Below are 24034 nucleotides of genomic sequence, written 5' to 3' on the forward strand. Positions count from 1 at the left end.
GTCAATACACACATAAATCTATATGAACTCCCAATTAACAAAAATGAAAAAAGCTATCTTTCCGGGTACTGTAGCAGCTTTCGCTACGCTTGTGTTAGCGTCATGCGGTGGCAACCAAAAGCAAGGTGCAGGTGCTGCCGCAGGAGGGCCTCAGCCTCCCGCAAGCTACCAGGTGTTTACTATATCTCCGCAGTCGGCTACGCTCAACAGCGATTATCCGGCAACTATACAGGGTGAACAAAACATTGAGATACGCCCCAAAGTAGATGGTTTTGTAGATAAGATTTATGTAGATGAGGGCTCCGTGGTGAAAAAGGGCCAATTGTTGTTCCGCATAAACGCACCGCAATACCAACAAGATGTAAATAACTCTGCCGCGGCCATTAGCAGCGCCGAGGCCGATGTTAGCTCAGCCCAGCTTGCTGTTAACAAGGCTAAACCACTGGTTGCAAAGGATATTATTAGTCACTACGAACTCGAATCTGCTGAGTACACTTTAGCTGCACGCAAAGCTGCGCTTGCACAAGCTAAGGCTACCTATAATACCGCTAAAGTAAATTTGGGTTACACCACCATTACCAGCCCTGTTGATGGGGTAGTGGGTACATTGCCTTATAAAACCGGTAGTTTGGTTAGTAGCACCAGCACCAGTCCTTTAACTACGGTATCAAATATTGGTAAGGTATATGCCTACTTTTCGCTCAATGAAAAGCAATTGCTGGATTTTTCGAGAAATGTAAAAGGTAATACCCTGAATAAAAAATTAGCCAATACACCAGCAGTAACATTGATCCTGTCAGATGGCAGTACTTATCCGGAAAAGGGTCGTGTAGAGACAATAGCCGGTTTAATTAATACCGAAACCGGTTCGGCAAGTTTTAGAGCCGGATTCCCAAATCCGGTGGGTTTACTGCGAAGCGGCGCCAGCGCCGGTGTGCGTATTCCGCAGTTGATTAAAGACGGTATCCTTATTCCACAGCGATCAGCTTATGAGTTACAGGGTAAGCATTTCGTTTACAAAGTTGATGCTAATGGTATGGTGAAAAGCACCGAGGTTGATGTAATGGATCTTACAGCAGGTCAGTTTTACGTGGTAACCAGTGGCTTAAAAGCAGGCGACAAGATTGTTTACGATGGTAACAGCTCGTTAAAAGACTCACTTAAAGTTAAACCCGAAGAAATGGACGCCGGCAAAGTTTATCAGGACCTTAACAAATAACCCGGGCTTTTTATTAATGAACGCCGCAAGGCATTCGTTTCAAAATATTCAACATAAACAACTATTATGTTACGCAAATTTATAGAACGGCCGGTACTGTCTACCGTAATATCGGTCATCATCGTTATATTGGGTATACTGGGGTTAACCTCGTTGCCTATTTCACAATACCCCGAAATAGCGCCCCCAACGGTGCAGGTTTCAACATCTTACCAGGGTGCCAATGCCGACGTGGTAATGAACAGCGTTATTGTGCCTTTAGAAGAGCAAATTAATGGTGTAGAGAACATGACTTACATGACCTCTACCGCCAGTAATGATGGTAGCGCTTCTATCACCGTATATTTTAAATTAGGAACCGACCCCGATCTGGCGGCAGTAAACGTGCAGAACAGGGTTTCTAAAGCAACCAGCTTACTGCCAGCCGAGGTTACCAAGGCGGGTGTTACAACCGCTAAACGTCAAAGTAGTATGGTGATGATCTTCTCGTTATACAGCGAGAATAAATCATTCGATCAGACCTTTTTGCAGAACTACGCCAACATTAACTTATTGCCGCAGATAAAACGTATCAGTGGTGTGGGTGATGCCAGCGTGTTCGGCTCTAAAGATTATTCGATGCGCATTTGGCTAAAGCCAGATGTGATGGCTACCTATGGCTTAATACCGGACGATATTAATACGGCTCTTGCCGAACAAAACGTGGAAGCTGCACCAGGTAAATTTGGTGAAAACAGTAACCAGTCTTTCCAATACACCATCAAATATAAAGGACGCTTAAAGTCTCCTGCTGAATTTGAAAATATCGTAATCAAATCTGCCGGTAATGGTCAGATATTGCGATTAAAGGATGTGGCAAGGGTAGAATTGGGCTCGTTGAGTTATTCTGGCACAACGTTAACTAACGGAGCTGAATCAATTGGTGTGGCTATCAATCAAACTGCGGGATCTAACGCGCATGAACTGATTAAACAGTTAGAGAAAACAATCGAAACTGCATCTAAAAGCTTCCCTCCAGGGGTGCACTATACTTCGATGTTAAATGCAAATGATTTCCTGGATGCGTCGATAGATAAGGTAATCCATACGCTGATCGAGGCCTTTATATTAGTGTTCATCGTGGTGTTTATCTTCCTGCAAGATTTCAGATCCACATTAATCCCAGCCATAGCCGTTCCGGTTGCTATTATCGGTACATTTTTCTTCCTTAACCTGTTTGGGTTCACCATAAACCTGCTTACCTTATTTGCGCTGGTGCTGGCCATCGGTATTGTGGTGGATGATGCTATTGTAGTTGTAGAAGCCGTGCATGCCAAACTCGACCATGGCTACAAATCGGCCCGTAAAGCAACCATAAAGGCCATGGATGATATCAGCGGGGCCATTGTATCTATTACGTTGGTAATGGCTGCGGTGTTCGTGCCGGTATCATTTATTACCGGTTCGGCAGGTGTTTTCTATAAGCAATTTGGTTTAACGCTGGCTATCGCAATCGTAATTTCGGCAGTAAACGCCTTAACACTAAGCCCTGCACTTTGCGCCATGTTGCTAAAACCGCACGAAGAAGATGCGCACCACAAAACCACGTTTTTGCAGCGTTTTTACAATGCCTTTAACACATCGTTCGAGACTGTTACGGGTAAGTATAAACGCTCGGTAAACTTTCTGGTGGGCAGAAAATGGCTGGCCGTGTTAGGCATTGCCATATTTGGTGTTATCTTTTGGTTTTTGTTGAAAACTACACCAACAGGTTTCGTACCTAATGAAGACCAAGGCGTGTTATTTGCCAATATAAGCCTACCGGCGGGTTCATCTTTAGAACGTGGTGCAGTTGTAGCCAAGCAGGTTGATGAAATTGTAAAGAAACTACCAGAAGTAGAGACCACTTTACAAATCACAGGGCAAAACTTTATTGCCGGTGCAGGCGGATCATACGCCATGATCGTTATTAAGCTGAAACCATGGGATCAGCGTAAAGAAAAAGGGCAGGACCTAACCAGTTTAACCGGCAAATTGTTCGGTATGACGGCTGGTATTAAAACCGCACAGATTTTATTCTTTGCCCCACCAACTTTACAGGGTTTTGGTAACAGCAGCGGTTTTGAGTTTCAGTTGCAGGATAAAACAGGTGGCGATATCAGCAAGTTTGCCGATGTAAGTAACAAGTTTATCGGTGCATTGAATCAACGCCCCGAAATACAGTACGCGGCGACGTCCTTCAATATTAATTTCCCGCAATACCAGGTGGATGTTAATGTGGCTAAGTGTAAAGATGCTAACATATCCGTTGGCACGGTGCTTGGCACATTGCAAGGCTATTATGGTGGTTTGTACGCCTCAAACTTTAACGAGTTTGGTAAGCAATACCGCGTAATGATACAAGCCGACGCACAGTATCGCGGAACGCCCGAGTCTTTAAATAAGATCTACGTGCGCAACGCCAGCAATGTAATGTCGCCTATTTCGGAATACGTTACTCTGAAACGTGTGTACGGCCCCGAGGCAATTAATCGCTTTAACTTGTTTACTTCAATTGCTATACAAGGTTCACCAAAACCGGGTTACAGTTCGGGTGATGCCATTAAAGCTATTGAGCAGGTAGCTGCGCAAACCTTGCCTGTCGGTTATAGCTACGAATATTCGGGCCTTACCCGCGAGGAGCTTTCGAGCGGTAGCCAAACGGTATTTATCTTCTTATTGTGTTTGATCTTTGTTTACTTCTTACTAAGTGCGCAGTACGAAAGCTATATTCTGCCTTTTGCAGTATTGTTATCGTTACCAATTGGTTTGGCGGGCGCATTTCTATTCGCTAAAGTTTTCGGTGTAGAAAACAATATCTATCTGCAGATCACATTGATTATGCTTATCGGTTTGTTAGCCAAGAATGCAATTCTGATTGTAGAGTATGCAGTGGCGCGCCGCAGACATGGGCTAAGCATAGCGGAGGCTGCGGTAGAGGGTGCAACAGCACGTTTAAGACCAATTTTAATGACATCCTTCGCCTTCATACTGGGGTTAGTGCCATTGATGATTGCCTCTGGCGCTGGTGCGGTGGGTAACCGTTCTATCGGTACGGGGGCTGTAGGCGGTATGCTTATCGGTACGCTGTTCGGGGTGTTCGTTATTCCGGTACTGTTTATCATTTTCCAAAACCTGCAGGAGCGCATTAGCGGTACACCGAAATTCTTGCCAGTGGTAGAGGATATAGAAGAGGATGACGACGAGGAGTAGGCATTTATTTAAAGCATTTCACTAAAATGAAAACAAGATATTATCAATATATAGTCCTGGCTTTGGCCGGGGGCATGATCGTCGCCTCGTGCAACGTATCAAAGAAATACAAGCGACCGGATGTGCAGGCCGATAATATGTATCGCGACAGCTCGGGTAAGGATACGGCTACTATAGCTAACCTGCCCTGGAAATCGCTGTTTGCCGACACTGTTTTGCAGGGACTGATACAAGAAGGCATCAATAAAAACCTTGATCTGCAAACGGCAGTCCTTAAAATTGCAGAGTCGCAGGCAACATTGCGGTCGGCTAAAATGGCCTATTTCCCAACCTTAGATGCTTCGTTGCAAGCTACCAAAGCTAAGTCGTCACAGGCAGCGCTGAATTTTCCTGCAGGTATCGGCATCAACCTCAATACCACCACTTATCAGGCTGCCCTAAGCGCCAGTTGGGAAGTGAATATCTGGGGGCAGCTGAGCAGTTTAAAACGCCAGGCGGTGGCTAACTTTTTGCAAAGCGAAGCCAATAAGCGTGCCGTACAAACACAGTTGATTGCAGATATTGCTAACTACTATTACACCCTGTTAGCTTATGATCAGCAATTGGCTATTACTGAGCAAACAGTAAAAAACCGGATAGAAGACGTTGAAACCATGAAAGCCCTGAAAGAAGGGGCAGTGGTAAACGGTGCTGCGGTAGTACAAAGTGAGGCAAACCGTTACGCAGCCGAGGTAAGCATCCCAGATATTAAACAAAGTATCCGCGAAACGGAAAATGCGTTGTCTATATTACTGGCACGTACACCAGGGCCTATAAAAAGGGCTGCTCTTGCAGAACAACAAACTATACCAGATTTAAATGTGGGTATATCCAGCCAGTTGTTGCGCAACCGTCCGGATGTACAGGCATCTGAATTTGCTTTCCGCTCGGCGTTTGAGAATACCAATGTGGCGCATTCGTATTTTTATCCGACGTTAACCATCACAGCGCAAGGCGGGCTTTCATCTTTGCAACTTAAAAACCTTTTCGATAACTCAATATTTTATAACCTGGTTGGCGGCTTAACCCAACCTATATTTAACCGGGGGCAAAACAAAGCGCGATACAGAATTGCACAGGCGCAACAGATAGAGGCCTATAACACCTTTCAGCAAACTATCCTTACTGCCGGCTCGGAGGTTTCAAACGCTTTGTTCTCTTATCAGAATGCGGTATCTAAACAACAAACCAGGCAAATGGAACTAAAAGCGCTTGAAAAATCTGTTGAATATACCAAAGAGTTGCTTCGTTATAACTCTTTAACCAACTATACAGATGTATTATTGTCGGAGCAAAGTTTATTAACTGCGCAATTGAACGGTGTTGGTGATAAACTTCAACAACTGCAAGCTACTGTTAACCTTTACCGTGCCTTAGGTGGCGGCTGGAGATAAGCAGAAGACATATTATAATAAAAAGGCCTTCAAGTTTCTTTGAAGGCCTTTTTATTTGAGAAATATTTGATATTAAAACCTGTTTGGTATCAAATAAAATACCAGCGCAACACCCGATAGTAGTATTAACACAGTTACCAAAATAGCTAACAAATAAGACGGTTTAAACGTGTTTGTTACTAATTGATGCTCTGTAATCCGATAACGGATATAAGCATATATAGCCATTATCACGCCTATCGCAACCAAAAAAATGCCAATCTCGGCCGAATAACCCTTAGAAACGGGTACCATACCTGGTTTGCCTACAGCCAAAGAAATCTGTCTGATAAACAAAGCAAATTTAACGACCACGAAACCAAAACCCATCATGGCGATACTCGTCCTTATCCAGGCAAGAAATGTTCGCTCATTTGCCAGATGATCGTTAGGTTTCGCTGCCGACTCATTGTTTTTATTTTCCAGGTCTTCCATGCAAAGATTTATTTCCTGTAAAATAGGTGGCGAGGCTTTATTGTTTGAGGTAAGATGTTAAGTTCTGCAGTTACAGTAAAATGCTGATATATCCTTAATGTGTTTAATTGTTATCGTGGAGGGCTGTGATGCTTCTCGGCTATAATTTTCAATTAAGCCTGCCACTACCCGCGCCTTTTCTAAGTAGAAACGTTAACTTCAGTGTAAGTGTTGCCAGTTCTCTTGCTATCATGAGTTCGCAAAGGGGGCCTTTTTTACAACTCTTAAACTCGTTACTTAGTCTTATTATTTCCCATTGAACCAGCTCTTTCTCCCAGGTTAATTCGTCCATACTCGTCATTTTGTCGTTGCTTGTCATTTGTTTACCTATATTAAATGTTTCGGAGAAAACTCTTAAGAATCATTTTATTCAGTTCTTGGCCTAGGTTTTTTCTTCAAGCTATCCACTTTACTACAATTAATAGGTATAAATTCTTAGATTGTTAATTATTAGTAAATTAGTGTGTATGGATCAGAAAGAAACTGGCGATAAACGAAAGTCTGGCTTTGATATTTCGGCTTGGATACCACATTTAATTACCGCAGTTACCATTATTATCGGCGTATACCAATACAATAAAACCACAGAACGTGAGATTAGAAAGGAGTTTTTCTACAAACAGGTTAAGTGTTACGAGGATATTACCAATCAGGTAAGCCTAATGATGAATAACCAGAGCACATCGATGGACTCGCTAAGAAAGGAACTTAATAAATTTAAAACCCTACGCGATGGGTCGTATCATCTTTACACAACTGATAGCGTGGAGAAGTACGTAGCCACTTTTGAATTTTATTACGAGCGCTATCTGCGAAACGACTCAATAACCAACGACGACCTGCACATAATATCCTATAAATTATTTAACCAATGCAGGTTATCACTAAACCAAACATTGGATGTTAAACTAACGGAAATCAATTTCCGCAAAAAACTGGATTAAGCCATGAAAGCATTAGTTATTATATCATTGATAACTTTGTCTGCACTAATAGGGCGCTCGCAGACGGTTAAGTTTTACTATACCAAAACTGCCGATGTAGAAACCCATACGATGGTAGCACCAAGTAAAGACACGGTGATAACCGCAAAGCTCATTAACCCGGGTAAGTATAAATTCAGAATAGCGAAGGTTTCAGTACAGGTAAATGTACCCTCGGGCCAGCAGGTCTCTATGGTTGCGCAAACAGCCGCAATATCTTATCAAACCAAGATCTACACGATCGATAATGCAGATGCAAAGTTCTCGCTGTCGCCAACATTCAATTTTAAATTGCCCGATGTGGATTATAAAACTTGTACTATACGATCATTTAAAGTTGATGAGATTACGGCCGAGAAAGATGAAGGACAACAGTTGATTGACGGCACGTTTTATGCTAAAGAAGTTATGGTAGCTTATCCGTTGAAAACCAATCCAACCATGAGTGCCAAAGGACAGCGACAGTAGTCATAGCTTACCCCTTAAATAACCGATTATGAGCCATAAAATCAATTTATCGTGTACTATTGCCAACGAGGCGTGTAGTGTCGATGCCATATTCGAGCCTGGTGGCTCTACAGGCGCAAAGTATACACTGTATAGAAACGGGGAAAAAATAGGGGTTATTTGCCGCTATCAAAACGGGGGGTATCATATTTTGGAAGGTGAGAGTTTGAATCAGGATGATGTCGACAATATAGGCCGCCTGTTAGATCAAAGAACAGATTATTAATCCGTCTCTCTTTTTCCCTTGAATGTCTACATCGAGCAATAGCACCAACTGACATACTGTTGTCAATAGTTCGGCTTAACTTGGTGCATTAGCAATGTATATTTATATATGAATAGCCAGGATATTGCCTTTCTCCGACAAGTAAACCAACAACTTATTGATCCGCACTTTACCACTGTTGAAAAATTGGTGAGTTGGATGGGTTGCATTCAATCGCAGGAATTTGCGTCGGCGAAATGGGCTATTGCAAATCGAGTAAAAGGCATTACGGATGATACTATTGAGAAAGCTTTCAACAAAGGGACAATCCTGCGAACCCACGTACTGCGCCCTACCTGGCATTTTGTTGCCCCCGAAGATATTCGCTGGATGCTGAAACTGACTTCGCCAAAAATAAAGGCGATGAGTAAAGGCTTGCACAAAAGACTGAGTATTGACGAAACAATTTTAAAGAAAAGCAAGACCATAATAACCGCAGCATTAAACGGCGGCAAGCATTTAACCCGCGAGCAATTATTACCCTTCCTGAACGAAAAAAAGATTAATACCGACGATATTCGCCTGGGCTTTCTGCTAATGGATGCCGAGCTGGATGGACTGATTTGTAGCGGCCCTAAACATGGCAAACAGTTTACTTACGCCTTAATGGACGAGCGCGTTGTGGCAGTGAACGATATTGATAGGGAAGAGGCTATTGGTAAACTCGCTAAAACCTATTTTAAGAGTCGCGGTCCGGCTACTATTTACGACTTCGCATGGTGGAGTGGTTTAGGCTTGCCTGATTGCAAAATCGGTATCGAGCTGAACAAAGCACATTTGGCAAACGAAGTTGTTAATGGACAAGCTTATTGGTTTTCGCCAATCGCGCCGACGGCTAAGCCGATAAAATCTGTTCAGTTGCTCCCTGCATTTGACGAGTACACCATAGCCTACAAATACCGCAGCGACGTATTGCCGGTTGATTGCGTAAAGCTCACCGGTAATGGGATCTTTAAATCGCTGATAGTTGTCAATGGGCAGGTAGCAGGTACATGGAATCGAACCATCACCAAATCGGAAGTCAATATTCAGCTGATACCTGTCAAACCAATAAGTAAGTGGGCTGCGAAATTAATTTTAAGGGCGGCAAAAGATTATGGTAAATATTTAGGTAAAGACTCTAAAGTGAATGAGACATAGGCATTTCCTTTATTTGAAATCTTTTGTCTTTCCTCCTCCAAACTATCTTATAGTCTGCGCAAACTCGGAAGGCCGCATATTAGCCAATTGATAAAACGTATTGCTGAATGCTGAAATGCTTTGATAGCCGGTTTCGAAGGCGATCTGACTGAGTGTTTGATCTGTTTGTAGCATTAGTTCTACCGCCCGTACCATACGAACTTGTTTTAAATACTGCAGAAAGGAAATACTTAATACAGTCTGAAAAAGTCGGGACAAAGAACGTTCGGCAATATTAAACTTCTGACTTACAGATTTTAGCGTAAGTGGCTGGGCGACATGGTCGTAAAGGTAACGCAGGATGGGCCGTAGCCTTTCGTTGGTAGTTGTAGGTAACACTATAGGCACATTTTGCGGGCTTAAGTTGGGCAGTATACTTTTTATAGCCGTTAAAAACGCGTAGTCGCTGCTATTTGGTTCAACGTTTTCATCATAGTTTTCGGTATAATGTATCATTTCATATAGCAGGTTATTAACCGGGTATATGCCCGTATGCTGATAAAAAATATGCTTATTATCGTCTGGATAATAAATATTGCGGACAACTGCGGTTTCCGACTGTCGTACCTGTAAAAAATGATCCACTCCGGGCGGTATCCATATATAATGCCGTGCTGGGATAACAAAGGTGTTGCCCACAAAGTGTACATAGGCAATACCGCCCTCTACATAGGATAATTGCGCTTTTTTATGCTGATGCACAGGGAAGCGTCGTTCTGCCTTCTGATGCATTACATATACAGACTTGCGGTGCCTGTCTATCTCAACAAACTGTTCTGCGGAGCTTAATGGTTGCATCGTGTTGTGGCTGGAATCATCAAATGTTAGGCAATTTACATCAAATTACGCGAAAATGGTGTAGGTAAATTTGTATTAAAATTTATGATACATATTATCAATAAGCGGTTGTACATTTTACTGGGCCTGGTGCTGGTGGTAAACTGTGCATTTGCACAGCAGCAAAGCGCTGCAAGCGCCGCTGTAAACCTTGCCTTACCGCAGGTTTGGGAAAAAGCTGTACAATATAACAGAAGCATACAAATACAGCAGCTGCGCGTGCAAAGCAGCGACGAAGAAATAAAAGATGCTAAAGCCGAACGTTTGCCAGATATTAAAGCAGAAGGCGAATATGCTTACGTAAGCAATATGCCCATGTTTGAAAACGGGATATTTCATACACCAACACAATACCCGGTATTGCATACCTATTACAAGGTTGGGGCTGATGCCTATTTTAACCTGTATGCCGGCGGTAAAACCGATCTGAAAATAGCAGAGCAAAAAACTATCCGGCAGATTAAAGAGGAGCAGAAGAATTTAACAGTTTCTGAAATTAAACTCCGTGCTTCTGGTTACTTCCTGGATCTGCAACGCAGCATCATTTTTAAACAATTAATGCTAAACAATATTGCCGAACAGGAAAAGCAACTGGAGCGTATTAAGCAATTGCAAAAAAATGGCGTAGTATTAAAAAGCGACGTGCTGCGTGCCGAGTTACAATTATCTAAACAAAAACTTACGCTTACCACCATCGAGAATGATATCGCGATAGCCAATCAAAAGCTCAATATTATGATCGGTCAGCCAGATGAATTGGTGGTTAATCCGATAAATACAACGTCTGCAGATTCGCTGGGCAGTAAGTCTTACGCCGATTACCTGGCCGATGCAAACGGTCATTCCTTCCAGAACAAAATTTCGGAACAGGAAACCAATTTGCGCCGCCTTCAATTAAAAGATGTTAAGGCTAATCTTTCGCCTAAAATCGGTTTGTTTGCCAATTATGCTTATAGCTATCCACAGATCCAGTTTTTCCCTTACGGAGGGTACTTATATGGTTTGGGTATGGCAGGTGTTAGCGCATCGTTCCCGATCTCGGCATTTTACCATAACAAGCACAAAGTAAAAGCTTCAGAAATTGAAGTTAGGGCCCAGGAGGTGGAGCATGAAGACACGCAAGACAATGTAAGGCAACAGGTAAACGAAGCCTACCTGCGTTATAAAGAAGCTTTAAACCGTATAGATGTAGCCCAAACCAATATTAAACAGGCTGCCGAAAATTCAAGGATCATTAACAACACATACTTTAATCAAACTTCGCTGGTAACCGATTTGCTCGAAGCCAACACGCAGCTATTGCAAACCCGTTTCGACCTGGCATCAGCACAAATAACTGCCCAAATGCAGTACTACAAATTACAAGAAGTTATAGGAAATCTTTAAACCATGAGCACCTCTGAACAATATACCCAAACAGATAAACTAATTACCCGCATAACGGCGTGGATAGCAGGTGTAATACTGCTTGGCCTCATCGTATGGGGAGCTATATCTTTATATAACTTATACCTGTACGAAGAAACCGACGACGCGCAGGTGCAAGAATACATTAACCCGGTAACAAGCCGCGTGTCGGGCTACATCCGCGATATTCGTTACGAAGAAAACCAGGAAGTTAAAAAAGGCGATACGCTGATTGTTATCGATAACAGCGAATACACCATACAACAACAAGAAGCCGAAGCGGCGTTGGCAAATGCACGTGCGCAGGTACAGGTTTTAAACAGCAGCATCGAAACTTCTTCTAAAACTTCGCAGGTTAGCCAATCGCAAATTGCAGCCGCCAAAGCGAAGTTGCTAAACAAAGAACAGGATTACGACCGTTACAAAAAACTCTACGAAGTAGAGTCAGCAACTAAACAACAACTGGAGAATGTTCAGGCTGCATTGGATATAGCAAAATCAGACTACCAGTCTGCTATGGAAAACTACCAGGCCTCGTTGTCGAAAGTAAACGATGCCCGTGTACAAAATGCCGTATTACAGGCTGAGATTAAAAGAAGGGAAGCCGTTGTTGGTCGTAATAAACTCAATGTTGATTACACCATTATTACTGCGCCTTACAATGGTAAAATGGGTCGCCGGACTATACAACAAGGCCAAGCCATTACTGCGGGGCAAACTTTAGCCTTCATTGTAGATCAGGATGCGGGGAAATGGGTTATTGCCAATTTTAAAGAAACTCAGGTAAGACACATGGCCGTTGGCGATAATGCCGAGGTGGAAGCCGATGCTTATCCCGGTCAAAAATTTAACGGTCGCATCGTGTCACTTTCTCCGGCTACGGGTTCTAGCTTTTCCTTATTGCCACCAGATAACTCTACCGGTAATTTTGTGAAGATTGTTCAGCGTATCCCGGTGCGGATCAGGTTAACGGATGCAGTAAATACTATCGAGCCGTTACGTGCAGGGATGAACACTAACGTTATCATCCGTAAAAAGTAAAGCCATGAGCACAGGAAAAGCAATGCCGGTATTTAAAGGCTGGGCTTCCGAATGGCTCATTCGCGGGGCCATATTTATGGTCATCGTGCCATCGCTGGGTTTGTTCGGTTTATCAACAGCCAATGGCGGCGCAGCCGCAGGTTACTATGGTATCGAACCAGCCGATGTGCAATATTCTATGGTGATATTTTATGCCGCTGTTGCCAGTTTCTTTGCGTTAGAGAGGCGGTTCTTCAGTTTTATAGCAGTTAAACAATATCTCATTATTTCTACAGCGGTGCAGGTAATCACATCGTATATATGCTATAGCACACGTAACCTGCATGTACTTTTTGCCTTCCGTTTTATACAGGGTATGGCTAATTGCGCCAGTACAAGTATCTGTATTACCTTAATATTCAGCAGGCTTAAAAGCGAACGTGCCCGCGAGATCGGTTATTCGTTGTTTTACGGTCTGCTGCTTTGTATAACGCCGCTTACCACACTGGTAACCGCGTCGGTTGTTGATAATTTTAATTACAACGTACTGTATAAATTTATCATTTACTTTTATGTACCAGGTGCTATCCTGTTGTTCATCATGATGAATAATGTGAGGCTCGACAAGAAATTTCCGCTTTACCAGGTAGATTGGCCTAGCTTTATTATTTACGCCCTAATGCTGAGCCTTCTTGGTTATGTGCTATTGTATGGCCAGCAATATTATTGGTTTCAAGATCAACGCATTGTTTGGTCGGTTGTGGCAATCGGTGTTTTATTAGCCATCCACATTGTAAGGCAACTAAGCCTGAAACGGCCTTATTTAACGCTGGAGGTTTTTAAATATCGAAATTTTGTGGTGGGTCTTACACTAATATTTCTGCTCTACATCTGCCGTGGTGCTTTGGGTATTACAACCACTTATTTTGCCGCTGTTTTAGGCATGGACCCATTTCACGTGGCCGACATGCTGATCGCTAATATGGTTGGTATATTTCTGGGTGTAATCATCTCGTCACGTATGTTGCTAACGCATCGGCCTATACGCTTTATCCTGATGTTGGGGTTTAGCCTGATGCTCGTTTTCCATGTATGGATGTGCTTTTTGTTTAACATACAGGCTAACCCCTCCGAATTTATTATTCCGTTAATAGTGCAGGGATTAGGGGCGGGTATGCTGATGGCACCATTGATCATTTTCACGGTATCATCCGTGCCTGGTCATTTGGGTGGTACGGCTTCGGCTACCGGGGTATTCTTCAGGTTTGCCGGCTTTTGTTCTAGCATCGCCTTTATCAACTATTTTTCATTGTTTAAGCAGAGTGAGCACTTTAACCGTTTCCAACATTCTATCTCCGATGTGGATGCCGCTACAGTGCAGCGGGTTGCCGGTTACAAACAAGCATTAATGGGTCGTGGCATGGCTGCCGACCAGGCCGCTAAAGCCGCCAACGGTTTAGTAACACGCTCGGTAAACGCACAAACTTTAATGCGGTACAGTATGGACTATTACCAGTTAATCAGCTGGGTAATATTGGTGGTTATCTTGCTGATAGCCATTTATCCTTACATCAACCGCACCAAAATTAATCTTACGGATAATCAGCCAGCTCCGGCTTCTTATTAATACTACAAACTAAAACTAAACAAAAAAGGTGGTGAGCGTTTGCTCATCACCTTTTTAATTATTTATTGCTTAATACTTCGGCTTATTTAGCTGCCGGTTTCAAAGTAGCTTTAACTTCGCCGCAATCCATCATCGTTTTGCCATAGTAGGGGTTTTCGATAGTTTGCTTTTCGCTTAACCAGTAGGCTTTTTTCATTGGGCAATACTGCTGATAAAGTACCGTGCTGTTTGCTTTTAAACCGCTTAATACGGTGTACATATTTTTAGATAAGCTTTCAAAATGTTCGCGCTGGTGGTCTAACGCATCACTTTCGCTAATGTGGCGGCTGTCGAACTTTAATTTCTCTAAATTGGCAGATAGTAGTTTCTGCTGATCTGGTTTTAAAGTCTTGTCAACCGGGGCAGATAATACCGTAAGCAGCGCAGCGGCTTTGGTCTTAGCAGCCTTAACATCGCTCATTACCAGTGCATTTTTTAGGCCTAAGTATGCCTGTGCAATTTTATCAACAGATGTATTAGCCTGTGCATTGGCAACTAGTACAATGCACACCAGTATTAAGGATAGGGAAAGTGTTTTTATTGTTTTCATACTTTATGGTAATGATAATGATATAGAATTATTCTCCCAAATTTAGAAATTACAATAACATTTAACCAACAACATTACAACACTTGCTATGCTTCGCAAATTGCATATCTTAGCATCAGCATGCAAGCTAAAAACAACCCTAAAACCATCCGCGCCTGGGCCATGTTCGACTGGGCCAACTCATCGTATAACCTGGTAATTACATCCACCATTTTTCCGGCATATTTTACGGCAATAACTACCACCAAAGAGCACGGCGATGTGGTTACCTTTTTTGGCTACAAGGTAATTAACACGGCCCTTTCTGATTATGTGTTGGCTGCAGCCTACCTGCTGGTTGTGCTCATGCTGCCCATCCTAACCTCTATTGCCGATTATAAAGGCAACAAGAAAAGCTATATGCGTTTTTTTACGTTGATGGGAGGATTGGCTTGCTGTTGTTTATACTTCTTCAAGCTCGATACCTTAAATATGAGCATGATCTTCTTCGGGATAGCAGCTATTGGTTATTGCGGAGGTTTTGTGTTCTATAATTCGTACCTACCGCAAATTGCTACTTTAGATAAGCAGGATTCGGTTAGCGCCAAAGGCTTTACTTATGGCTATATTGGTAGCGTTATTCTCCAGATTATTTGCTTTGTAATTGTGTTGAAACCTGAGTTATTTGGTATCACAGATGGCGGTCTACCTGCCCGTATTTCTTTTTTACTGGTAGGGGTGTGGTGGATTGGTTTCGCCCAAATACCGTTCGCATTTTTGCCTAAGGGCGAACCTAACGCATCTGTATCTCACAAATACAACGTAATTAGTGGTGGTTTTGAAGAGCTGGGTCATGTTTGGCAAAAATTACGCGCAATGCCGCTGCTTAAACGTTATTTACCAGCGTTTTTCTTTTACTCTATGGGGGTACAAACCATTATGCTGGTGGCAGCTAACTTCGGCGCCAAAGAGTTGAATTTGCCACAGACGAGTTTAATAGCAGTTATTTTAGTAATTCAGCTGGTTGCAATCGGCGGTGCTACACTGATGTCGCGACTATCAGATAAATATGGCAACGTTAGAGTGCTTATTGGTGTAGTGGCTCTTTGGATAGCAGTGTGTATATCTGCTTATTTAATTACCAGCGCTACACAGTTTTATATGCTGGCTGTAGTAGTAGGTTTGGTAATGGGCGGCATCCAATCTTTATCTCGTTCCACTTATTCTAAATATTTGCCACAGGATATTACCGATACCGCATCCTATTTTAGTTTTTACGACGTAACAGAAAAGCTGGCCATTGTTATAGGTCTGTTCTGCTTCGGTTTTATCGAATCATTAACCCACAGTATGCGTAATTCGGCCCTGATATTGGGAGTGTTTTTTATAATCGGATTGATTTTATTGTTTTCCTTGCTATCGGCAGAACGGAAAAGTCATAAAAATTCTGAAATTAGCGGTTTGTAATTTATTAGGCTGATGAAGGTTGAGTTATTTATCCCGTGCTTTATTGATCAAATGTATCCCGATACGGCTTTTAATACTGTTAAGGTATTAGAGAAAGCAGGTTGCACGGTAAAATATAACACAGCTCAAACCTGTTGCGGTCAGCCGGCTTTTAACGCTGGTTTTTGGGACGAAGCTAAAGCCATCGGCAGTAAATTTCTGGACGATTTTTCGGCTGATGGTGTTATTGTATCACCCTCGGCATCCTGTACTGGCATGGTACGCAGTTACTACAACGACCTGTTTACCAACACGGCCGTACACAACAAATGCCGCGCGGTACAAGGAAATATCTACGAGCTTTCAGACTTTTTAATCAACATCCTCAATGTAGATTATTTTGGTGCGGAACTAGAAGGTCGTGCCGTTTACCACGATAGCTGCAGTGCCCTTCGCGAATGTAAGATCAAAGCTGAACCTCGCCAATTATTGGAAAAAGTTCACGGACTGGAGTTGGTTGAACTACCCGACAACGAAACCTGCTGTGGTTTTGGCGGAACGTTTGCCGTTAAGTTCGATGCCATATCCAGCGCTATGGCACAACAGAAGGTAGACCACGCCTTATCTGTAAATGCCGATTACATTATATCTACCGACGCCTCGTGCCTACTGCACCTGCAAAGCTATATCGATAAGCAACAACTCCCTTTAAAGACCATGCACATAGCTGATGTGCTTGCCGGTGGCTGGGGAAATATATAGGAGAGATTTTGGAATTCGGATGTTCGATTTCCGATTTTTTGAGATCCAACTGAAAATTCTTTAGTGAATTAATATTTGAGTGGCTAACTTTAAGCATCCTGTCACGATATTTCTATGAAATCCGATCTAGACGAATTAATAGCTGAGTTAGAGTTCGAAAAGCAGTTGATCCAAAAGTCAATTGACGATTGCGTTAAAGACGAAGACTATCTAAATGCCCACCACAATTACCAAGCCCGTAATAAACTTAACAGAGAGTTAGAGACGCTCTATAAATTGAGAGATCCGCTATATTTCGAAAAGGAACATATATTAAGAATTTTGGATATGTATAAATATTCGTCATTACGAATGGGCAGGTTTGACGATAGATTTCTGTCTGAAAACCGTCAGAAGAGCATTCGTGACGAAGAAGAAAAGCTTAATAGGCTCAATCAACAGAAATACACATATTACGACGGACAGGAAATAGATAACGCGTTGTTTGATCTTTATAAAGGGAAACTCGCAGGGTTTAAATTATATATCAATCAACAAGAAAATATCTATTTTGAATTTAGCTTAAACAACCACCAAAATCTACTCATCTCTATTGATGCGTCAGTTGAGGCGCAACAGTATATGGCCGCTAAGAGTCCGTTGCTGTTTTTTAAAACAAAAGGGTTTAAGATAAATGAAGTTAATAATAAGCTTAATTATTTATATGATAAGCCTTTCAAAGACGCTACTACGATAAAAGAATTACTAGCGCAAATTATTTTTAAGCTCTATAATGCTAGTATTCAGGCTCCGTTTATCGAGTTAATTTATCCAGATCATTTAAATAGTATCGGTTAAATCATCTTCGGCAATCAGTAAAAATCCCCCTAAAAAATCGTATCTTTGTAGCTCGAAATAAATCACTTAGTAGGTGATTGATTATCTTAATATTTTATAGAACAATAAATCATAGTTGTAGATGATTAACATTACACTTCCCGATGGATCCGTTCGTCAGTATGACAAGGGTATCTCATCCATGCAAATTGCACAATCCATTTCCGAAGGTTTAGCGCGTAACGTGCTGGCTGCCGAAGTTAACGGCCAGGTATGGGATGCAAGCCGTCCGATTGAAGAAGATTCGAACGTAAAATTATTAACCTGGAACGACGATGCCGGTAAATCAACCTTCTGGCACTCATCCGCCCACTTAATGGCCGAAGCCTTAGAAGCGCTTTATCCGGGTACCAAATTTGGTATCGGTCCGGCTATTGAAACCGGTTTTTATTACGATGTGGATTTCGGCGATCAGGAATTTTCTTCAGATCATTTTAAGCAGATCGAAGATAAAATGCTGGAACTGGCTAAGGCTAAAGAGGAGTTTATCCGCAAGCCGGTTAGCAAAGCAGACGCTATTGAATATTTTACCGAAAAAGGCGACGAATACAAGCTGGACCTGATTAAGGACCTGCCCGATGGTTCGATCACTTTTTATTCGCAAGGCGATTTTACCGACTTGTGCCGCGGTCCGCATATCCCTAATACTGGTTTCATTAAGGCAATTAAGCTGATGAATACTGCCGGTGCATACTGGCGTGGCGATGAAACCCGCAAACAATTAACCCGTATTTACGGTGTTACATTCCCTAAGTCGAGCGAACTTACCGAATATCTGCGTGTTATTGAAGAGGCAAAAAAACGTGACCACCGTAAATTGGGTAAGGAGCTTGAGCTTTTTGCATTCTCTGAAAAAGTAGGTATGGGCTTGCCATTGTGGTTACCAAAAGGTACTGCACTGCGTGAGCGTTTGGTTAACTTCTTGCAACGTGCACAGGTTAAAAGCGGTTACGAGCAAGTAATTACGCCGCACATTGGGCATAAAAACCTGTATGTAACTTCTGGTCACTACGAGAAGTACGGTAAGGATAGCTTTCAGCCGATAAAAACCCCGCAGGAAGGAGAGGAGTTCTTCTTAAAACCGATGAACTGCCCGCACCACTGTGAGATCTATAAAACCAAACCACGCTCTTATAAAGACCTTCCGGTTCGTTATGCAGAGTTTGGTACCGTATACCGTTACGAGCAAAGCGGCGAGTTGCACGGTTTAACCCGTGTACGTGGCTTTACTCAGGATGATGCGCACTTGTTCTGCCGCCCCGATCAGGTTAAAGAGGAGTTTATGAAGGTTATCGACCTTGTACTGTATGTTTTCTCGGCCCTGGGCTTTGAAGATTATACCGCACAAGTATCATTACGCGACCCGGATAACAAATCTAAATATATTGGTAGCGACGAAAACTGGGCTTTAGCCGAGGCTGCAATCATTGAAGCTGCTGAAGAAAAAGGGTTACGCACCGTGGTAGAGTATGGTGAAGCTGCCTTCTATGGCCCTAAGCTAGACTTTATGGTGAAAGATGCTTTAGGCCGTAAATGGCAGTTAGGTACCATCCAAGTAGATTATAACCTGCCAGAGCGTTTTGAGCTGGAGTATACAGGTAGCGACAACCTGAAACACAGACCGGTAATGATCCACCGTGCGCCATTTGGCTCACTGGAGCGTTTTGTGGCTGTTTTGATAGAGCATTGCGCCGGTAACTTCCCGTTGTGGTTATCGCCAGATCAATTTATTATTCTGCCTATATCAGAAAAATTTGAAGATTATGCAAAAAATCTTTCAGATGAACTAAAAAATTCCGATATTCGCGGGCTAATTGATTTCCGTGACGAGAAGATTGGTAGAAAGATCAGAGACGCCGAAGTCAAAAAGATCCCTTATATGTTAATAGTGGGCGAAAAGGAAGCTGCCGAGGGCACAATTTCAGTTCGTAAACACGGTGTAGGCGATTTGGGAAGTTTAACGATTGAGGATTTTAAACAACAATTAATTAAAGAAACAACAGTATAACTTGGCATTAAATAAACCAAATTTTAGCAGGGGGCCACGCCCTCCCTTCAAAAAAAAGGAAGCTGAACATAATATCAATCAATTTATCCGGGCTCAGGAAGTTCGCCTTGTTGGTGATAACGTAGAACCGGGTGTGTATTCGTTACGTGATGCTTTGGCGATAGCTGAGCAACAGGAACTGGATTTGGTTGAGATATCTCCAAATGCTGTACCTCCGGTTTGCAAAGTTACTGACTATAACAAGTTTATCTACGAGCAAAAGAAAAAGCTTAAAGAGATAAAGAACAACGCTAAGCAAACGGTAATTAAAGAGATCCGTTTCGGCCCGAATACTGATAGCCACGACTTTGAATTTAAGCTGAAGCATGCAATTAAATTCCTGGAAGACGGCGAAAAGGTGAGAGCTTACGTGCACTTTAAAGGTCGTGCCATTGTTTACAAAGAACAAGGTGAGATTTTATTGTTACGCTTCGCGCAAGCTTTAGAAGAAGTAGGTAAAGTAGAGCAACTACCAAAGCTGGAAGGTAAACGGATGTTTTTAACCGTTGCACCTAAGGCAGGTAAAAAATAATAAATGTGCAAATTCCGGATGTGCAGATGTGCAAATGGATTTGCGATAAGTAGCAACCACCGCAGTTGTAAAGATTAGTAAAGCAGTTTATCTGCAAATTTACATTTCAGCACATCTGCACATTAAATAAATAGTAGAGTTATGCCAAAAATGAAAACCAATTCCAGTGCCAAAAAGCGCTTTAAGCTTACTGGAACAGGTAAAATCGCAAGAAAGAACGCATACAAAAGCCACATCTTAACCAAGATGTCGACAAAACGTAAACGTGCCCTTGGTCATACCAGCATGGTATCTGACGCAGATATGGGTAACGTTAAACGTATGCTTTGTATCGGCAAGTAATTTCTTACAGGAAACAAATTTTTAACCAGGTATTAGAGTATTAAAGATCTTTAACAAGACACTCACTACCAAAAACGCAAAAAAATGCCACGTTCAGTTAACGCAGTAGCGTCGAGAAGACGCAGAAAAAAAATCATGAACCTTGCAAAAGGTTACTATGGTTCACGCAGCAAGGTTTACACCGTTGCAAAAAACACAGTTGAAAAAGGTTTACAGTATGCTTACCGTGACCGTAAAACTAAAAAAAGAGAGTTCAGAGCTTTATGGATCCAACGTATCAACGCTGGTGCCCGTCAGCATGGAATTTCTTACTCTCAATTAATGGGTAAGTTAACCGCTAAAGAAATTGGTTTGAACCGTAAGGTTTTAGCTGACTTAGCGATGAACCATCCTGATGCTTTTAAAGCTATTGTTGACGCTGTTAAATAAGCAACAACATAATATTGAAAAAGGCCCCGATTTATCGGGGCCTTTTTTGTTAATTTTGTTTTACACTTGATAATGATGAAAAAACTGCTACTCATTGCTGTTTGCCTGTTCGCCCTTTCTGCCTGTAACTCTAAAGTGGATAGCGCCATGCAGAAATACGTTAACGAAAGCCTGAAAGAGAAAAAGAAGGGCATCTTAAAGTTGAGCGCTTACAAGGAGGTAGATTGGGACGAGGTATATATTTTAGGACCTTATACCAGCAAAAAGCAGTTTGATGGCACCTTGCAGCATTATGAAAAGGAGATATTGGCTACCGGTGTCGATACTGACGATAGCATTTGCCTGGTGATGTTATTTAAAAATGGAAAATTGGTGGGCCAATCAATATTCGATAGAAAATCTATTGATTTTGCAAGTCTTACCCATTTCACAACAGGCACCAAAATAGAACCTTACAGTAAGGCTAAGGCTAATTTTGCCTTTAAGCAGCTGGGTAAATATGATCCGTTTATACTAAGCAATATTTAAGATAAAAGAAAAACCCGCCATCGGCGGGTTTTTCTTTTATCTATTAAGCTGAATATTTTGCGCTAGTCATTATCCTGCGTGTACGTTGCGTCCTCAATGTCCATATACTGTTTAAAGTTGCGCACGTCTTCATTAACCATCCCTTTAAATACGGGGCTTAAAATGTAGGCAAAGCCGGTACCTACACCACCTGCAGGAGGTTGGTAGCTAATTACTACATCAATTAGCGTAGTGCCAGGTTCGGGGCCATCCTGAAAACGTACTTTACCGGCATTGTCAATAGTCGAGTCTGGTAAAGAACTCCAGCCAATCATTTCGCCGGGCTCGTCTTTTACAATCTCGGCATCCCAGCTTACAGTGGTTACATTGGTTGGTAGTTTAAGTACCCAGTGCGAGCGTTTGTTGTCGAGCACTTCTACGCTTTCCAGGTGCTTCATAAACAAGGGTAGGTTATCCAGCTTGCGCCAAAATGAATATACCTCAAACCGTGGCTTGTTAACTGTAAATGATGAGCGGATGTTAACGTTGATAGGCTCGGTAGTGGTTTTACCCAATTTGCTATATAACTCGCAATGGCCGGTTATGCCCCGGTTAAGCAAGTAGCCACCAGCACCCATTTTTAATATGCTGGTAAACGGATGTTTAAAAATATGTGTCAGTCCCGAAAAGCCAAGTTTTACGCCTGCTGCTATTGAAACATATCGCTCGGGCCATTCTAAGTTTATATGGGCGTTGTCTTCGCCATGGTACATTGTTGTACGCTGTAGTGCCGTGGTTGTCATAATTCGCTGTTTTTTATAGGTATGTATAAATTCAACAGCTTAGCTAAAGTGATGTTTTCTTTAAATGAAAAATGTTTAGATAATAGTTAGTGTGTTATTAAGTTACTTGGTTATTGGCAACTTCTGAACATGAATGTAAAAGGGAGGCTACAAATAACTCAATAACCCACTAACCTAATAACTAACTCAGTAACTAAACTTAAACTTTGTCAAATCTGGTTTTATCGCTTTTGGGCGGTTTAATTCATATTGATAAATTAGTTGTCCCAAATTTTTTAGGAATGGGAGGCATACGGTTTCGTATTCGTACTTATTGTCGTTATAAATGCCGTCCTCGTTAGATTGCACTACCGCGGAGATCATAAATTCTACCTTGTTTTTAAAATCAACGACATAGGCATTATCAATGTCGTAACCATACGAATCGCCAACCTTGTTAAAGATACGCACATCAGGGTTTATAGCAGCGTTTTTATCTGCGCCGTAAAACAGAAACTTGCAATAAGCGGGGTAGTAGTCGGGTTGTTTGTAAGTAGGGTGCTCGCTTTCTGTGGGAAACATGCTCATGTAATGGTAGATGAGTTTGTAGTCATCTTTAGTTAAATTATATTGCTGCTGTTTGGGGAAAGCCTCCGGGAATAATAATCGTCTTAACACCATTTGCTGCTCGGCAAGTGGGTACACGTTCTTGTCGCTAAAATCAAAGGGCTTCATAACCAGTTGGTCTTTACTGTCTAAATAGCCTTTACCTTGTAGCATGTTTTCCAGCTGCATGGGGTAGTTGTTAACATCATATTGGGCGGGCGAACTATATACCAATTTATCACCTTTAAAAAAACGGATTGGGTTGGTTGCCCGAGCATTATCGCCACCATCGCCAACAGCTAAACGGCCGATAATGCGGGTGTTATTCAGCTCATATTTTTTCAGTTTGGTATTGATCTCAGCCCGGCCAACAAACTCGTACAAGCGGTTGTAAGCGTCGTTATCACTAACCAATAAGATCTTTTTAATATACTGCTCTATGCTGGGTTTTCCGTCGGCTGCAGAGGTGTCTGTAGTAACTTTGGTTTGTGCTTTAGAACTGCTATCAGTAATCATAATGGCACTTTTATTGAGGCCTTTAACATGTAATTCGTTAAGCTTTTCTAAAGCAAAAATAGCTGTAGGTAGCTTTACGGTACTGGCTGGATAAAAGTAGTGGTGTGGGTTTAAACGATAGCTGTAAGAGCTAAAATGAGGTATATTGTGCTCGTCGCGATCAATGCGCGTATACAATATCTGCACCTCGTTTTGGGTAGGATGATTAAGGATTCCTGCAAATAATTCGGGGTGCGATTGCAGCAGGTCCTTCAAAAATAGAGTGTCTGTTTTTTGACTAAAAACAGACATAGAAGCTAACATGCAGAATATAAATAGTAAGGGTTTCATTATCAATATTTATAGTTTGTAAGGTAACGATTATCGCCACAAAAAAAATCACGGATTGTTGATAACTCGA

Annotated in this window: 24 protein-coding genes; 18 read left to right on the forward strand and 6 right to left on the reverse strand. The window is 42.1% G+C overall.

All coding sequences use genetic code 11. From position 1 onward, the window contains the following. Positions 1–43: 43 nt before the first annotated feature. From GSY63_RS12435 to GSY63_RS12445, 3 genes are all read left to right on the forward strand, one after another. Positions 44–1219, forward strand: coding sequence for an efflux RND transporter periplasmic adaptor subunit (locus GSY63_RS12435; RefSeq protein WP_243749215.1), 1176 nt, complete (start codon positions 44–46; stop codon positions 1217–1219). 66 nt (positions 1220–1285) lie between these two features. Further along, positions 1286–4450, forward strand: a complete 3165-nt coding sequence (locus tag GSY63_RS12440; RefSeq protein ID WP_166586124.1) for an efflux RND transporter permease subunit — start codon at positions 1286–1288, stop codon at positions 4448–4450. A gap of 26 nt (positions 4451–4476) precedes the next feature. Further along, the gene (locus tag GSY63_RS12445) at positions 4477–5883 is read left to right on the forward strand and encodes an efflux transporter outer membrane subunit (protein ID WP_166586125.1); all 1407 of its coding nucleotides are present in this window, start codon (positions 4477–4479) and stop codon (positions 5881–5883) included. 72 nt (positions 5884–5955) lie between these two features. On the opposite strand, the gene GSY63_RS12450 is transcribed toward GSY63_RS12445, so the two are convergent. After that, on the reverse strand, positions 5956–6357 hold the full coding sequence (locus GSY63_RS12450) for a YidH family protein (protein ID WP_166586126.1): 402 nt from the start codon (positions 6355–6357) through the stop codon (positions 5956–5958). A 148-nt stretch (positions 6358–6505) separates the two neighbouring features. Further along, positions 6506–6715, reverse strand: coding sequence for a hypothetical protein (locus GSY63_RS12455; RefSeq protein WP_166586127.1), 210 nt, complete (start codon positions 6713–6715; stop codon positions 6506–6508). 148 nt (positions 6716–6863) lie between these two features. On the opposite strand from GSY63_RS12455, the gene GSY63_RS12460 reads away from it, so the two are divergent. The 4 genes from GSY63_RS12460 (at position 6864) to GSY63_RS12475 (ending at position 9291) form a co-directional block, all read left to right on the forward strand. Continuing rightward, the gene (locus GSY63_RS12460; RefSeq protein WP_166586128.1) at positions 6864–7340 is read left to right on the forward strand and encodes a hypothetical protein; all 477 of its coding nucleotides are present in this window, start codon (positions 6864–6866) and stop codon (positions 7338–7340) included. Positions 7341–7343: 3 nt separating this feature from the next. Next, positions 7344–7847, forward strand: a complete 504-nt coding sequence (locus GSY63_RS12465; protein WP_166586129.1) for a hypothetical protein — start codon at positions 7344–7346, stop codon at positions 7845–7847. A gap of 28 nt (positions 7848–7875) precedes the next feature. Further along, positions 7876–8112: a hypothetical protein gene (locus tag GSY63_RS12470; RefSeq protein ID WP_166586130.1), complete on the forward strand. Its 237-nt coding sequence runs from the start codon at positions 7876–7878 to the stop codon at positions 8110–8112. Between the two features lie 108 nt (positions 8113–8220). Then, positions 8221–9291 carry a winged helix DNA-binding domain-containing protein gene (locus tag GSY63_RS12475; protein WP_166586131.1) on the forward strand — a complete coding sequence of 357 codons (1071 nt, stop codon included), beginning with the start codon at positions 8221–8223 and terminating at the stop codon, positions 9289–9291. 42 nt (positions 9292–9333) lie between these two features. Here GSY63_RS12475 and GSY63_RS12480 read toward each other — a convergent pair whose 3' ends face one another. Beyond that, positions 9334–10128 carry an AraC family transcriptional regulator gene (locus GSY63_RS12480; protein ID WP_166586132.1) on the reverse strand — a complete coding sequence of 265 codons (795 nt, stop codon included), beginning with the start codon at positions 10126–10128 and terminating at the stop codon, positions 9334–9336. 84 nt (positions 10129–10212) lie between these two features. On the opposite strand from GSY63_RS12480, the gene GSY63_RS12485 reads away from it, so the two are divergent. Genes GSY63_RS12485 through GSY63_RS12495 form a run of 3 tightly spaced genes read left to right on the forward strand, consistent with a single transcriptional unit; the run spans position 10213 to position 14221 of the window. Then, positions 10213–11553 carry a TolC family protein gene (locus GSY63_RS12485; protein ID WP_166586133.1) on the forward strand — a complete coding sequence of 447 codons (1341 nt, stop codon included), beginning with the start codon at positions 10213–10215 and terminating at the stop codon, positions 11551–11553. 3 nt (positions 11554–11556) lie between these two features. Further along, a complete protein-coding gene (locus tag GSY63_RS12490) occupies positions 11557–12615 on the forward strand; it encodes an HlyD family secretion protein (RefSeq protein ID WP_166586134.1) in 1059 nt (352 codons plus the stop codon). Positions 12616–12619: 4 nt separating this feature from the next. Continuing rightward, positions 12620–14221: an MFS transporter gene (locus tag GSY63_RS12495; RefSeq protein ID WP_166586135.1), complete on the forward strand. Its 1602-nt coding sequence runs from the start codon at positions 12620–12622 to the stop codon at positions 14219–14221. A gap of 82 nt (positions 14222–14303) precedes the next feature. Here the strand turns inward: GSY63_RS12495 and GSY63_RS12500 are convergent, their stop codons facing one another. Continuing rightward, positions 14304–14810 carry a DUF3347 domain-containing protein gene (locus GSY63_RS12500; RefSeq protein WP_166586136.1) on the reverse strand — a complete coding sequence of 169 codons (507 nt, stop codon included), beginning with the start codon at positions 14808–14810 and terminating at the stop codon, positions 14304–14306. Between the two features lie 120 nt (positions 14811–14930). Here GSY63_RS12500 and GSY63_RS12505 point away from each other — a divergent pair, with 120 nt between their 5' ends. The 8 genes from GSY63_RS12505 to GSY63_RS12540 all read left to right on the forward strand — a co-directional run bounded on the left by GSY63_RS12505 (position 14931) and on the right by GSY63_RS12540 (position 21751). Then, on the forward strand, positions 14931–16256 hold the full coding sequence (locus GSY63_RS12505) for an MFS transporter (RefSeq protein ID WP_166586137.1): 1326 nt from the start codon (positions 14931–14933) through the stop codon (positions 16254–16256). 12 nt (positions 16257–16268) lie between these two features. Beyond that, entirely contained in the window at positions 16269–16997 is a 729-nt protein-coding gene (locus GSY63_RS12510; protein ID WP_166586138.1) for a (Fe-S)-binding protein, read from the forward strand. 114 nt (positions 16998–17111) lie between these two features. Next, entirely contained in the window at positions 17112–17834 is a 723-nt protein-coding gene (locus GSY63_RS12515; RefSeq protein ID WP_166586139.1) for a hypothetical protein, read from the forward strand. 121 nt (positions 17835–17955) lie between these two features. Continuing rightward, positions 17956–19881 carry a threonine--tRNA ligase gene (thrS, locus tag GSY63_RS12520; RefSeq protein WP_166586140.1) on the forward strand — a complete coding sequence of 642 codons (1926 nt, stop codon included), beginning with the start codon at positions 17956–17958 and terminating at the stop codon, positions 19879–19881. A 1-nt stretch (position 19882) separates the two neighbouring features. After that, on the forward strand, positions 19883–20452 hold the full coding sequence (infC, locus tag GSY63_RS12525; RefSeq protein ID WP_166586141.1) for a translation initiation factor IF-3: 570 nt from the start codon (positions 19883–19885) through the stop codon (positions 20450–20452). A gap of 141 nt (positions 20453–20593) precedes the next feature. Then, the gene (rpmI, locus tag GSY63_RS12530; protein ID WP_166586142.1) at positions 20594–20794 is read left to right on the forward strand and encodes a 50S ribosomal protein L35; all 201 of its coding nucleotides are present in this window, start codon (positions 20594–20596) and stop codon (positions 20792–20794) included. A gap of 84 nt (positions 20795–20878) precedes the next feature. Beyond that, entirely contained in the window at positions 20879–21223 is a 345-nt protein-coding gene (gene rplT, locus GSY63_RS12535; protein ID WP_166586143.1) for a 50S ribosomal protein L20, read from the forward strand. Positions 21224–21295: 72 nt separating this feature from the next. Further along, the gene (locus GSY63_RS12540; protein WP_166586144.1) at positions 21296–21751 is read left to right on the forward strand and encodes a hypothetical protein; all 456 of its coding nucleotides are present in this window, start codon (positions 21296–21298) and stop codon (positions 21749–21751) included. 62 nt (positions 21752–21813) lie between these two features. Here GSY63_RS12540 and GSY63_RS12545 read toward each other — a convergent pair whose 3' ends face one another. Together GSY63_RS12545 and GSY63_RS12550 are read right to left on the reverse strand one after the other, a co-directional pair. Next, positions 21814–22533, reverse strand: coding sequence for an SRPBCC family protein (locus GSY63_RS12545; RefSeq protein ID WP_208094526.1), 720 nt, complete (start codon positions 22531–22533; stop codon positions 21814–21816). Positions 22534–22719: 186 nt separating this feature from the next. Beyond that, positions 22720–23964, reverse strand: coding sequence for a serine hydrolase (locus GSY63_RS12550; protein WP_166586145.1), 1245 nt, complete (start codon positions 23962–23964; stop codon positions 22720–22722). Positions 23965–24034 lie beyond the last annotated feature (70 nt).

The sequence above is a fragment of the Mucilaginibacter agri genome (assembly GCF_009928685.1).
GTDB classification, from domain to species: Bacteria; Bacteroidota; Bacteroidia; order Sphingobacteriales; family Sphingobacteriaceae; genus Mucilaginibacter; species Mucilaginibacter agri.